Origin of the sequence: Sphingomonas naphthae (genome assembly GCF_028607085.1) — a bacterium.
Taxonomy (GTDB): Bacteria; Pseudomonadota; Alphaproteobacteria; order Sphingomonadales; family Sphingomonadaceae; genus Sphingomonas_Q; species Sphingomonas_Q naphthae.
On record NZ_CP117411.1, the window covers coordinates 1,189,389 to 1,201,326 of the forward strand.

General features: G+C 67.4%; 13 protein-coding genes. 7 read left to right on the forward strand and 6 right to left on the reverse strand.

The annotated features are described in order from the left end of the window. Positions 1 to 14 precede the first annotated feature (14 nt). On the reverse strand, positions 15 to 698 hold the full coding sequence (gene gph, locus PQ455_RS05670; protein WP_273690010.1) for a phosphoglycolate phosphatase: 684 nt from the start codon (positions 696 to 698) through the stop codon (positions 15 to 17). A gap of 67 nt (positions 699 to 765) precedes the next feature. On the opposite strand from gph, the gene glmU reads away from it, so the two are divergent. The 6 genes from glmU (at position 766) to rplS (ending at position 6,175) form a co-directional block, all read left to right on the forward strand. Then, complete coding sequence (glmU, locus tag PQ455_RS05675) at positions 766 to 2,127, forward strand: bifunctional UDP-N-acetylglucosamine diphosphorylase/glucosamine-1-phosphate N-acetyltransferase GlmU (protein WP_273690012.1); 1,362 nt, start codon at positions 766 to 768, stop codon at positions 2,125 to 2,127. 25 nt (positions 2,128 to 2,152) lie between these two features. After that, positions 2,153 to 2,389, forward strand: coding sequence for a ribbon-helix-helix domain-containing protein (locus PQ455_RS05680; RefSeq protein ID WP_273690014.1), 237 nt, complete (start codon positions 2,153 to 2,155; stop codon positions 2,387 to 2,389). Then, positions 2,389 to 2,751, forward strand: coding sequence for a PIN domain-containing protein (locus tag PQ455_RS05685; RefSeq protein ID WP_273690016.1), 363 nt, complete (start codon positions 2,389 to 2,391; stop codon positions 2,749 to 2,751). Before PQ455_RS05680 ends, PQ455_RS05685 begins: the two co-directional genes overlap by 1 nt. A 489-nt stretch (positions 2,752 to 3,240) precedes the next feature. Then, positions 3,241 to 5,064: a glutamine--fructose-6-phosphate transaminase (isomerizing) gene (gene glmS, locus PQ455_RS05690; RefSeq protein ID WP_273690018.1), complete on the forward strand. Its 1,824-nt coding sequence runs from the start codon at positions 3,241 to 3,243 to the stop codon at positions 5,062 to 5,064. Continuing rightward, positions 5,061 to 5,789 carry a tRNA (guanosine(37)-N1)-methyltransferase TrmD gene (trmD, locus tag PQ455_RS05695; protein ID WP_273690019.1) on the forward strand — a complete coding sequence of 243 codons (729 nt, stop codon included), beginning with the start codon at positions 5,061 to 5,063 and terminating at the stop codon, positions 5,787 to 5,789. The genes glmS and trmD overlap by 4 nt, the downstream gene beginning before the upstream one ends. Before the next feature lie 5 nt (positions 5,790 to 5,794). Beyond that, complete coding sequence (gene rplS / locus PQ455_RS05700; RefSeq protein WP_273690021.1) at positions 5,795 to 6,175, forward strand: 50S ribosomal protein L19; 381 nt, start codon at positions 5,795 to 5,797, stop codon at positions 6,173 to 6,175. 150 nt (positions 6,176 to 6,325) lie between these two features. Here rplS and nrdR read toward each other — a convergent pair whose 3' ends face one another. From nrdR to rpiB, 3 genes are read right to left on the reverse strand one after another with little or no spacing between them, the layout of a single operon-like run. Next, positions 6,326 to 6,787 carry a transcriptional regulator NrdR gene (nrdR, locus tag PQ455_RS05705; protein ID WP_273690022.1) on the reverse strand — a complete coding sequence of 154 codons (462 nt, stop codon included), beginning with the start codon at positions 6,785 to 6,787 and terminating at the stop codon, positions 6,326 to 6,328. Positions 6,788 to 6,795: 8 nt separating this feature from the next. Beyond that, positions 6,796 to 8,097: a serine hydroxymethyltransferase gene (gene glyA, locus PQ455_RS05710; protein ID WP_273690024.1), complete on the reverse strand. Its 1,302-nt coding sequence runs from the start codon at positions 8,095 to 8,097 to the stop codon at positions 6,796 to 6,798. Further along, entirely contained in the window at positions 8,094 to 8,546 is a 453-nt protein-coding gene (gene rpiB, locus PQ455_RS05715) for a ribose 5-phosphate isomerase B (protein ID WP_273691248.1), read from the reverse strand. The genes glyA and rpiB overlap by 4 nt, the downstream gene beginning before the upstream one ends. Positions 8,547 to 8,635: 89 nt before the next feature. Here rpiB and PQ455_RS05720 point away from each other — a divergent pair, with 89 nt between their 5' ends. Beyond that, positions 8,636 to 9,109 (forward strand): hypothetical protein, encoded by a 474-nt coding sequence (locus PQ455_RS05720; protein ID WP_273690026.1) that lies wholly within the window; start codon positions 8,636 to 8,638, stop codon positions 9,107 to 9,109. 130 nt (positions 9,110 to 9,239) lie between these two features. On the opposite strand, the gene PQ455_RS05725 is transcribed toward PQ455_RS05720, so the two are convergent. Then, a complete protein-coding gene (locus PQ455_RS05725; RefSeq protein ID WP_273690028.1) occupies positions 9,240 to 10,835 on the reverse strand; it encodes an isocitrate lyase in 1,596 nt (531 codons plus the stop codon). Positions 10,836 to 10,972: 137 nt separating this feature from the next. Then, entirely contained in the window at positions 10,973 to 11,803 is an 831-nt protein-coding gene (locus PQ455_RS05730) for a DUF481 domain-containing protein (RefSeq protein WP_273690030.1), read from the reverse strand. Between the last annotated feature and the right edge of the window lie 135 nt (positions 11,804 to 11,938).

Consider the following 11,938-nt stretch of genomic DNA (forward strand, 5'->3'; position numbering starts at 1 on the left):
GTACGCCTGCTGCTCTATTCGGGCAATACACTGGCTCCGAGCGCGCGGAGCGCCGGGACCAGCTCGTCGAAATGGTCGATCAGCCGGTCCGCGCCCAATTGCTCGGGCGGCCGATCGGAGAAGCCGAAGCTCACCGCCACGCACGGGATGCGGGCGTTGCGCGCGGTATCGGTATCCGTGATCGAATCGCCCACGTAGGCCGCGCGCCCGCCCCCGGCCCGCGCGATCGCCTCGAACAGCGGCGCCGGATCGGGCTTGCGGACGGGCAATGTGTCGCCGCCGACGAGGCTCGCGAAGCGGCCGTCCCAGCCGAGCGCGGTCACCAGTTCCCGCGCCAGCCCCTCCAGCTTGTTGGTGCAGATCGCGAGTTTCACGCCCATCGCGGTCAGCTCGTCGAGCGCCGCCTCCAGCCCCTCGAACGCGCGCGTCCCGTCGGCGATGTGGCTGGTGTAGTAATCTAGGAAGATCGGGAAGCCCTGGTCGATCAGGGCTTCGCTGCTCTCGCCCGTCGCCGCCAGCCCCCTGGCCAGCAGCGCGCGCACGCCATGGCCCACCATATGCCGCACGCTCTCCGGGTCGATCGCCGGGCGGCCGAGCGCGCCGAGCGCATGGTTCAGCGCGGAGGTCAGGTCGGGGGCGGTGTCGGCGAGGGTGCCGTCGAGATCGAAGGCGACCACGTCGAAGGGGAAATCCGTCATGGATCGGTGTGTGGCCGGGCCGGGCCGATCTGGCAATGGCGCGGGTGAAGTGGCAAAGGCGCACCCCATGACACGGACCCGCTCTCCCTTCGCCGCCGTGATCCTTGCCGCGGGCAAGGGCACCCGCATGAAATCCGATCTGCACAAGGTGCTGCACCCGATCGCGGGCCGGCCGATGCTCGCGCATCTGATGGCGACCGTCGCCACGCTGAACGCCGCCGCGACGGTGGTTGTGGTGGGGTCCGGCCGGGAGCAGGTGGAGCCGCTGGTGACGAAGGCCGGCGGGCGGGTCGCGGTGCAGGCGCACCAGATGGGCACCGGCCATGCCGTGCAGCAGGCCGAGGCCGCGCTGGAGGGTTTCACGGGTGATGTGATCGTCCTTTACGGCGACGTGCCTTTGGTCACCGCCGAGACGATCGCGAAGCTGCTCGATCGGCTGCACGGGGCCGACGAACCGGCGGTGGCGGTACTCGGCTTCCGCCCCGACGAGCCCGGCGCCTATGGCCGCATCCTGGCCGATGGCGACGTGATCCGCCGCATGGTGGAATATAAGGACGCCTCGACCAGCGAGCGCTCCGTTACGCTCTGTAACTCCGGCCTGCTCGCGGTGCGCGCGGCCGATCTGTGGGCGCTGCTCGCCCGCGTCGGCAACGACAATGCGGCGGGCGAATATTACCTGCCCGATATCGTCATGCTCGCCGCCGCCGATGGCCGGGCGTCGGTGGTGATCGAGGCCGAGGCGTGGGAGGTGGCGGGCGTCAACAGCCGCGCCGAGCTGGCCGGGGTCGAGCAGGTCTGGCAGCAGCGCCGCCGCGCCCGCTCCATGGCGGAGGGCGCCACCCTGACCGCGCCCGAGACGGTGTGGTTCGCCCACGACACGATCGTCGGCCGCGACGTCACGATCGAGCCCCATGTGGTGTTCGGCCCCGGCGTCCGCATCGCCGACGGCGTCACCCTGCGCGCCTTCAGCCATATCGAGGGCGCGTCGGTCGAGCGCGGCGCCATCGTCGGCCCCTACGCCCGCCTGCGCCCCGGCGCCGAAGTGGGCGAGGGGGCGCATGTCGGCAATTTCGTCGAGCTGAAGGCGACCCGGCTGGGCAAGGGCGCCAAGGCCAACCACCTCACCTATCTGGGCGATGCCGATGTCGGGCCGGGCGCCAACATCGGCGCGGGCACGATCACCTGCAATTACGACGGCTATGGCAAATATCGCACCCTGATCGGCGCGGGCGCCTTCATCGGATCGAACAGCGCGCTGGTGGCGCCCGTCGCGATCGGCGACCGCGCGATCGTGGCGGCGGGCTCCGTCATCACCCGCGACGTGGACGACGATGCCTTGGCCATCGCGCGCGGGCGGCAGGAGGCGAAGCGGGGCTGGGCGGTCGATTTCCGCGCGGTGGCGGCGGAGAAGAAGCGGTCTGGCGGCTGATATCGCGGAATGATATCGTCCGGGGATGAGGACGCTGGTCGATATTCCTGAAGCGCAGATCCGCCGGCTGGACGTTCGCGCCAAGAGCGCGGGCCGCTCGCGCGCCGCGCTCATCCGCGAGGCGATCGACCGGATGCTCGGCCCCGAGGAGGTGCTGAACGTGGATCAGGTGTTCGGCCTGTGGGGCGACCAAGCCATGGACGGCGTGGAATATCAACGCCGCATCCGCGCCGAATGGGATCGGGAATGGGACCCGGACTGATGTCCCCCCTGTTCGACTCGAACATCCTGATCGACGCCCTCAATCGTTACGAACCCGCCCGCGCCGTGCTGGCCGAGGCCGCCGCGATCACGATCAGCCGCATCAGCTGGATCGAGGTGCTGGCCGGCGCCGGGCAGGACGTGCGGCTCGCGACCGAAGCCTTCCTGCGCGGCTGTCAGGTGATCGAGATCGACCCCACGATCGCCGCCCGCGCCGCGACGATCCGCAGGGAAACACGCCTCAAGCTGCCCGATGCGATCATCTGGGCGACGGCGCTGGTGACGGAGCGGATGCTGGTCACGCGCAACACCAAGGATTTCCCGACCCGGTGGCCGGGCGTGCATTGCCCGTATGTGATGTGAGCCGACGTTGACCATCGCATGGCAGGCTAGGGGAGCTATCGCCGCATTTGCGGACATTCGCGTTGTAGCTACTACTAGTGAATGGCTTACAAGAATCGCAGCGCGCACGTTTGGGGATGTGTGGCTACGATATCATTTGCTGCGCTTCTGATGACCGCAGCTTTTGGATGGTTATTCTGGGTCTTTAGAGACTGGTGAGGATACCGGTTCGTAAGCCCCAACGGGACGACCGCTCACCACCACAGCGAGACATCACGGCCGAGCCTCAAAAATCGCTGTCCTACAGGCGCCCACCTGTGCCAGCAGCATCGTCTCGCGCCATCGATGTGGAGCGGGTGGGCCGGGCGAACAGAACCGACCGATAGGCTGTGAACTTCGTGAACTTCCGCGTCCCGCCGCCTTCATTCAGCCGGCGATAAGCTGACGGGGCTAGGAGGCGATCCGGGGCGGGCGTAAGGGCTTCGGCGGCGCAAGGCAGGGACGACGGATATGTGCGGCATCATCGGTATTCTGGGGCAGAGCGACGTCGCGGGACGGCTGCTCGAAGGGCTGCGGCGGCTCGAATATCGCGGCTATGATTCGGCCGGCATCGCCACCGATCACGATGGCCTGATCGATCGCCGCCGCGCCGCCGGCAAGCTCGACAATCTGGCCAAGGTGCTGGCCGATCAGCCATTGCCCGGCACCACCGGCATCGCCCACACCCGCTGGGCGACGCATGGCGCGCCGACCGAGGACAATGCCCACCCGCACGCGACCGATCATGTCGCCTTGGTCCACAACGGCATCATCGAGAATTTCAAGCCGCTGCGCGAGGAGCTTCAGGCGCGCGGCCGCGTGTTCAACTCGCAGACCGATACCGAGGTGGTCGCCCATCTCGTTTCCGAACAGGTCGAGCAGGGCGCCGATCCCGTCGCGGCGGTGCGCGGCGTGCTGAAGCGGCTCCACGGCGCCTTCGCGCTCGCCATCCTGTTCCGCGAATTTCCCGACATGCTGATCGGCGCGCGGCTCGGCTCGCCGCTGGTCGTGGGTTATGGCGACGGCGAGACGTATCTGGGCTCGGACGCGCTGGCGCTGGCGCCGCTCACCCAGCGCATCTGCTATCTGGAGGAAGGCGACTGGGTCGTCATCACCCGCGAGAGCACGACGATCTACGATCGCGACGACCAGCCGGTCGAGCGGCCGATCGTCATCTCGGGCGCGATCGATCTGGCGATCTCCAAGGGCAACCACCGCCACTTCATGCTCAAGGAGATTTACGAGCAGCCGGTGGTCGTGGCGCAGACGCTGCGCGCCTACCTCCGCCGCCTCGATGGCGAGGTCGCGCTGCCGACCGAGAATTTCGATCTGGCGGCCGTCAAGCGCGTCACCATCGTCGCCTGCGGCACGAGCTATTATGCCGGGCTGGTGGCGAAATACTGGTTCGAGCAATTCGCCCGCGTGCCGGTCGACATCGATTTCGCCAGCGAGTTCCGCTATCGCGAGCCGGTGCTGGAGCCGGGCGGCCTGGCCCTCTTCATCAGCCAGTCGGGCGAGACAGCCGACACGCTGGCGGCGCTGCGCCACGCGCGGCTGGGCGGGCAGACGATCGCGGTGGTCGTCAACGTGCCGACCAGCACGATGGCGCGCGAGGCGGACCTTCTGCTGTCCACTCATGCCGGGCCGGAGATCGGCGTCGCCTCCACCAAGGCCTTTACCTGCCAGCTCGCCGTGCTGGCCGCCTTCGCCGCCAACCTCGCCCGCGCCAAGGGCCGGCTGACGCGCGACGAGGAGCGCCGCATCGTCCGCCACCTCTCCGAAGCCCCCGCCGCGCTGGCCGCCGCGCTCGCCTATGACGAGGCGATCGAGGCGATGGCGCCGCTCGTCGCGGTGGCGCGCGATGTGCTGTATCTGGGGCGCGGGGTGGATTATCCGCTGGCGCTGGAAGGCGCGCTCAAGCTCAAGGAAATCAGCTACATCCATGCCGAGGCTTATGCGGCGGGCGAGATGAAGCACGGCCCCATCGCGCTGATCGACGATAGCGTGCCCGTGATCGTCATCGCCCCCTCCGGCCCGCTGTTCGACAAGACCGTGTCGAACATGCAGGAGGTGCAGGCGCGCGGCGGCCGGGTGATCCTGATTTCGGATTATGACGGGATCCAGGCGGCGGGCGACGATTGCCTCGCCACCATCACCATGCCCAAGGTCCACCCGCTGATCGCGCCTCTGGTCTATGCGGTGCCGGTGCAGCTGCTCGCCTACCATGTCGCCGTCGCCAAGGGCACCGACGTCGATCAGCCCCGCAACCTGGCCAAGAGCGTCACCGTCGAGTGAGTTTCGCCGCCACCGTCCTGACGCTCTACCCGGAGATGTTCCCCGGCCCGCTCGGCACGTCGCTGGCGGGGCGGGCGATGGCGCAGGGGATCTGGTCGCTCGATGCGGTGCAGATGCGCGACTTCGCGACCGACAGGCATCGCTCGGTGGACGACACGCCGGCCGGGGGCGGGGCGGGGATGGTGTTGCGCGCGGACGTGATCGCGCGCGCGGTGGATGCCGTCGCCCGGCCCGGCGTGCCGATGCTGGCGATGAGCCCGCGCGGGAGCCCGCTGACGCAGGAGCGGGTTCGCGCCATCGCGGCGGGGCCGGGGGTGGTGATCCTGTGCGGCCGATTCGAGGGGTTCGACGAGCGCCTGTTCGAGGCGCGCGACATCGAGCCCGTCTCGATCGGCGACTATATCCTGTCGGGCGGGGAGATGGGCGCGCTGGTGCTGCTGGACGCTTGCGTTCGGCTGCTTCCCGGCGTAATGGGCGCCGCTTCCAGCGGAGTCGAGGAAAGCTTCGAAAGCGGCCTCCTTGAATATCCGCATTATACCCGACCTGTTGAATGGGAAGGGCGCACGATCCCCGAAGTGCTGCGATCGGGGGATCATGCGGCGATCTCGGCATGGCGCAAGGCCAGGGCCGAGGACGATACACGGCTAAGGAGGCCGGACCTTTGGGAGCGCCACGTCGGGGCTCGGGTCAAGTCTCCCTCTGGCGCGCGGCAAGACAGGGACTGAGCAATATGAACCTCATCCAGACGCTCGAGGCCGAGGCCATCGCAGCATTCAAGTCGGCGAAGCAGATTCCCGATTTCCGCCCCGGCGACACGCTGAAGGTCGGCGTGAAGGTGGTCGAAGGCGAGCGCACCCGCGTTCAGAATTACGAGGGCGTGTGCATCGCGCGCTCGAACAAGGGCATGGGCTCCTCGTTCACCGTCCGCAAGATCTCGTTCGGCGAGGGTGTCGAGCGCGTCTTCCCGCTCTATTCGCCCAACGTCGATTCGATCGAGGTCGTGCGTCGCGGCGTCGTCCGTCGCGCCAAGCTCTATTATCTGCGCGGCCGCACCGGCAAGTCGGCCCGCATCGCCGAGCGCCGCGACCCGCGCGCGACCACCAGCGCGTAACAGCGCCGGCCGGTTCGGCTGTGAAAGGCCCCGTCTCCCGATGAGGGAGGCGGGGTTTTTCCGTTTGGAGCGCGAGCGGATCATTCTCGCGACGAAGCGGGATTGCCGCGTTCCAATCGCAGTCACGAAGGACAAGCGTGATCGCCCGTCCTATTCCTTCCCCGCCTCAGCCACCGTCCCGGCGAAATCCTCGAAATCCTTCGCCTCGGCGAAGTCCTTATAGACGCTCGCGAAGCGGATGTAGGCGACGCTGTCGAGCGCCTTCAGCCCGTCCATCACCATCTCGCCCACCCGCGACGCCGGGATTTCGCTCTCGCCGCTCGTCTCCAGCTGGCGCTGGATGCCGGTCACCAGCCGCTCCAGCCGTTCGGCCGTCACCGGGCGCTTGCGCGCGGCGATGGCGATCGAGCGGTCGAGCTTGCTGCGGTCGAACGGCTGGCGCGCGCCGTCCTTCTTGACGATCGTCACCTCGCGCAGTTGCACCCGCTCGAAGGTGGTGAAGCGCGCCCCGCAGCCTTCGCACTGGCGGCGGCGGCGGATCGAGGCGCCGTCCTCGGAGGGACGGCTGTCCTTCACCTGGCTGTCGTCGTGGTGGCAGAAGGGGCAGCGCATCTAGCGGATCACAATTCCGGATAGATCGGGAAGCGGTCGCACAGCGCCTCGACGCGGGCGCGGACGGCCATCTCGACCTGCGCGTCGCCCTGCTCGCCATTCTTGGAGAGGCCGTCGAGCACGTCGGCGATCATATTGCCGATCTCCTTGAACTCCTCCGTGCCGAAGCCGCGCGTCGTGCCGGCGGGCGAGCCGACGCGGATGCCGCTGGTCTTCACCGGGGGCAGCGGATCGAACGGGATGCCGTTCTTGTTGCAGGTGATGCCGGCCCGCTCCAGCGCCTCGTCGGCGTCGCGGCCGGTCACCTTGAGCGGGGTCAGGTCGATCAGTGCCAGATGGGTGTCGGTGCCGCCCGAGACGACCTCGGCGCCGCGCGCCTTCAGCGTCGCGGCCAGCACCTTGGCGTTTTCCACCACGGCGGCGGCATAAGCCTTGAACTCGGGGGTCAGCGCCTCGCCGAACGCCACCGCCTTGGCGGCGATGACGTGCATCAGCGGGCCGCCCTGGAGGCCGGGGAACACCGCCGAGTTGATCTTCTTGGCGATCGCCTCGTCGTCGGTCATCACCATGCCGCCACGCGGGCCGCGCAGGGTCTTGTGGGTGGTGGTCGTGACGATATCGGCATGGCCGAACGGCGTCGGGTGGACCCCGCCCGCGACGAGGCCCGCGAAATGCGCCATGTCGACCATGAACAAGGCGCCTACTTCATCGGCGATCTTGCGGAAGCGCGCGAAATCGATGTGGCGCGGATAGGCCGACCCGCCGGTGATGATGAGCTTCGGCTTATGCTCCTTCGCCATCGCCTCGACCGCGTCATAGTCGATCAGGTGGGTATCGGCGGTGACGCCGTACTGCACTGCGTTGAACCATTTGCCTGACATGGCGGCGCGCGCGCCGTGCGTCAGGTGGCCGCCGGCATCGAGGCTGAGGCCCATGATCGTGTCGCCGGGCTTGGTCAGCGCCAGCATCACCGCGCCATTGGCCTGCGCGCCCGAATGCGGCTGGACGTTGGCGAAGCCGCAGCCGAACAATTGCTTGGCGCGGTCGATCGCGAGCTGCTCGACCTCATCGGAGGGCGCGCAGCCCTGGTAGTAACGCTTGCCGGGATAGCCCTCGGCATATTTGTTGGTGAAGACCGACCCCTGCGCCTCCAGTACCGCCTTGGAGACGATATTCTCCGACGCGATCAGCTCGATCTGCTTCTTCTCGCGCGCGACTTCGTGCTGGACGCCCGCGAAGACCGCCGGATCGGCGTCGGCGAGGCTGGAGGTGAAGAAGCCGCTCGACTTGGTTTCGGTAACGATGCTCATGCGGCGGTCTCCTGTTCGGAAGGCTGGGTCAGTTTGTCGATGCGGCGCTGGTGCCGGCCGCCGGCGAAGTCCGTGGCGAGGAACGCCTTGAGGCAGGCGATCGCCATGTCGGGCCCGGTCAGTCGCGCCCCCATGGCGATCACATTGGCATCGTTATGCTCTCGGGAGAGGGCCGCCGACAAGGGCTCGGACACGAGCGCGCAGCGGCAGGCCGGCGAGCGGTTGACCGCGATCGAGATGCCGATGCCGGAACCGCACAGCGCCACGCCGCGCGCCGCCCGGCCATCCTCGATCGCGCGCGACAGGCGATAGCCATAATCGGGATAATCGACCGAGGCGCTGCCGTCGGTGCCCAGATCGATCACGCCATGGCCCTCGGCCTCCAGCCACGCTATCAAGCTGGCCTTCAGGTCGACGGCGGCATGATCGCTGGCAATGGCGATGGGCAGGGCCACGGGGCGTCTCCGGCTAATGATTCGGATGGCGGCTCTCTAGTGGTTCGATCCGCTGCACGCCACCACGCTAAGGGGTTTGAACGATGACGATGCGGATAGCTTTTCTCCTGCCGCCACTGGCGCTGCTTGGCGCCTGCGGATCGCCGGCCCCCGCGCCCACGCCGGCGGCGGCCGACAATGCCGCCGATGTCGCGCCGGCGGCGGCCGATGATGCCGAGGAGCCCGCGCCCGCCGCTGCTTCCGCCCCTGTTCCTGTCGCCGCGCCGGCCGCCGCCAAGGTCGATCTGCTCGGCAAGTGGATCGGGGTGGAGGGGCTTTATTTCCAGGTCAGCCCCGGCAGCGACGACAATCATTACAAGGTGCTCAACAGCTGGACGCTCGATGACGAGGCCAGCTTCGTCGCCACCCGTGAGGGCAACACACTCAGCTTCGTGCGCGAAGGCGTGACCGAGCATGCGCGCCTCGGTACGGGCGCCGAGACGGGCTTCAAATGGCTCGACGGCAAGAAGGATTGCCTGATCGTGAAGGTCGAAGAAGAGGGCTATTGCCGGGATTGAGGCCGGTTTTGCGGCCGGGGCCGAGCGGGCACGCCACCGCCTCGGATCCCGGCCTTTTCGGGATCATATAATCTGAAACGAAAAGACCCAGGGCTTGCGCCCTGGGTCTCCTCGCCAGCGATCTTGGGGATCAGGCCGCGAACTGGTTCATCGTGTTGTGCGCGCCGCCGGCCTTCAGCGCGGCTTCCCCGGCAAAATATTCCTTATGGTCGTCGCCGATGTCCGAACCGGACATGTTCTGGTGCTTCACGCAGGCGATGCCCTCGCGGATTTCCTTGCGCTGCACGCCCTTCACGTACCCCAGCATGCCCGCCTCGCCGAAATATTGCTTGGCGAGATTGTCGGTGCTGAGCGCGGCCGTGTGATAGGTCGGCAACGTGATGAGGTGGTGGAAGATGCCGGCGCGGGCCGCCGCATCCTTCTGGAAGGTGCGGATGCGCTCGTCGGCCTCGTCCGCCAGTTCGGTGCCGTCATAATCGACCGACATCAGCCTGGCGCGATCATAAGCGGTCACGTCCTTGCCGGCGGCCGTCCAGGCGTCGAACACCTGCTGGCGGAAATTCAGCGTCCAGTTGAAGCTGGGCGAATTGTTGTAGACCAGCTTGGCGTTCGGAATGACTTCGCGGATGCGATCGACCATGCCCGCGATCTGCTCGATGTGCGGCTTCTCGGTCTCGATCCACAGCAGGTCGGCACCGTGCTGGAGCGAGGTGATGCAGTCGAGCACGCAGCGATCCTCGCCCGAACCGGCGCGGAACTGGTAGAGGTTCGACGGCAGGCGCTTGGGCTTCATCAGCTTGCCGTCGCGGTTGATGACCACGTCGCCGTTGACGCTGGAGATGTCGGTCACCTCCTCGCAATCGAGGAAGGCGTTATACTGGTCCCCCAGGTCGCCCGGTTCCTTGGAGAAAGCGATTTGCTTGGTGAGGCCCGCGCCCAGCGAGTCGGTGCGGGTGACGACGATGCCGTCCTCGACGCCCAGCTCCAGGAAGGCGTAGCGGCAGGCGCGGACCTTGGCGAGGAAGTCCTCGTGCGGCACGGTGACCTTGCCGTCCTGGTGGCCGCACTGCTTCTCGTCGGACACCTGATTCTCGATCTGGAGCGCGCAGGCGCCCGCCTCGATCATCTTCTTGGCGAGCAGATAGGTCGCCTCGGCATTGCCGAACCCTGCGTCGATGTCGGCGATGATCGGCACGACATGCGTCTGGTAATTCTCGACCGCATGGATCAGGCGCTGCGCCTCGACCTCGTTGCCGCTCTCGCGCGCCTTGTCGATCTCGCGGAACATCATGCCCAGCTCGCGGGCGTCGGCCTGGCGGAGGAAGGTGTAGAGTTCCTCGATCAGCGCGGGCACGCTGGTTTTTTCGTGCATCGACTGATCGGGCAGCGGGCCGAATTCCGAGCGCAGCGCGGCGATCATCCAGCCCGAGAGGTAGAGGTAGCGGCGCTCGGTCGATCCGAAATGCTTCTTGATCGAGATCATCTTCTGCTGGCCGATGAAGCCGTGCCAGCAGCCGAGCGACTGGGTGTAGTTCGCCGGATCGGCGTCATAGGCGGCCATGTCGCGGCGCATGATCGCGGCGGTGTAGCGCGCGATGTCGAGCCCGGTGCGGAAGCGGTTCTGCAGACGCATGCGGGCGACGGCCTCGGCGTCGATGCCGTCCCACGTCCCGTTGTAGCTCTGGATGAGCTGGTTGGTCTGCGTGATGGTGTCCTGATAGGTCATGTCCGTGATCCCCAAGAATGATGTGGGGGGACATACACATGGGGGCCGCGCGGGCCGCACGATTGTGCGGCGCAAAAGGGTAGGGTAGTGCGCTATCGGCCTGTTGGAGATGTCATACTGTAAAGATGTGACATCGCTCAGAAGCCGTAGACGAAGGTCGCGCGGGTGAGTGTGTCGAGCGAGCGGCGGGCTTCGGGGGCGTTGCGTTCGTAGAGGACGTTGTACGACAGTTTCGCCTTGAGCGCGCCGATCAGCCGGGTTTCGAGCGAGGTGATCGACGTGAAGTTGATCGTGTCCCGCTCGAGATAGCCCGAGGCATCCTGCTTCAGCACCACATCGGGCGAGAGCGACCAGCGCGCCGACATCGAGGCGCGCGGGGCGATCGCTGTAACGGGCGCCTCGTCGGTATAGACGGTGCGGCGCAGCGCCGGGCCGCCTTCGACGCTCACCTTCAGATCGGGCCGGTCGATGATGTCGTGGCCGATGCCGACGCCGAGCGTGTAGCGTTCGGTGTAGCCGAGGAACCGGTCATGCTCGTACTGGGCGATGCCGGCGGCGTAGCTCTTGAGCGAGAATTTGTAATTGGGCTGGTAGGCGACCAGCACGCGCTCCGCCGTCGTCTCGTCGTCGGTGCGCTGAAAATCGACGCGCGCGTTGAGCTTGTGGCGCCATTCGATCCCGTCGCGGGTGAGATTGGCGGCGGCATAGACGGCGACGATGTCGCTGTTGCCGGTCGCGCGCGATCCGCCGAGTTCGACCTCGCCCTTCCAGATATCGAGGAAGCCGGCGGCGCGGATGCGCGCTTCCTCGGCGCGGCGGTCGGCGGCGCGGCGCGCGGCGAGCAGGGCGGCGTCGCCGGAGGCGATGCGGTCGATCTCGATCTCGTCGTCAGGGTAGGTCTTTTTTGCGATCTCCTTGACCGCCTTGATCGTCGCATCGTCGTTGGTCTTATAGGCCTGCACGATCATGCGGATCACCGCCTCGGGCAGTTCGGCCTGCGCCGATGCGGGGGCGATCAGCGCGGCGACGGCGAGCGTCGGGGCGCGGGCGGGCAGCAGGTAACGCAGCGGTCGGTCTCCTCGGACGGCCCCCCGGACAGGCGG

Bases quoted from the DNA above. Each gene is read 5' to 3' on its own strand.
- PQ455_RS05685 (WP_273690016.1), top strand. From the start codon at position 2,389: ATGTCCCCCCTGTTCGACTCGAACATCCTGATCGACGCCCTCAATCGT.
- glmU (WP_273690012.1), top strand. From the start codon at position 766: ATGACACGGACCCGCTCTCCCTTCGCCGCCGTGATCCTTGCCGCGGGC.
- glyA (WP_273690024.1), bottom strand. From the start codon at position 8,097: ATGAGCATCGTTACCGAAACCAAGTCGAGCGGCTTCTTCACCTCCAGC.
- PQ455_RS05725 (WP_273690028.1), bottom strand. From the start codon at position 10,835: ATGACCTATCAGGACACCATCACGCAGACCAACCAGCTCATCCAGAGC.
- PQ455_RS05730 (WP_273690030.1), bottom strand. From the start codon at position 11,803: ATGATCGTGCAGGCCTATAAGACCAACGACGATGCGACGATCAAGGCG.
- glmS (WP_273690018.1), top strand. From the start codon at position 3,241: ATGTGCGGCATCATCGGTATTCTGGGGCAGAGCGACGTCGCGGGACGG.
- PQ455_RS05720 (WP_273690026.1), top strand. From the start codon at position 8,636: ATGACGATGCGGATAGCTTTTCTCCTGCCGCCACTGGCGCTGCTTGGC.
- gph (WP_273690010.1), bottom strand. From the start codon at position 698: ATGACGGATTTCCCCTTCGACGTGGTCGCCTTCGATCTCGACGGCACC.
- nrdR (WP_273690022.1), bottom strand. From the start codon at position 6,787: ATGCGCTGCCCCTTCTGCCACCACGACGACAGCCAGGTGAAGGACAGC.
- PQ455_RS05680 (WP_273690014.1), top strand. From the start codon at position 2,153: ATGAGGACGCTGGTCGATATTCCTGAAGCGCAGATCCGCCGGCTGGAC.
- rplS (WP_273690021.1), top strand. From the start codon at position 5,795: ATGAACCTCATCCAGACGCTCGAGGCCGAGGCCATCGCAGCATTCAAG.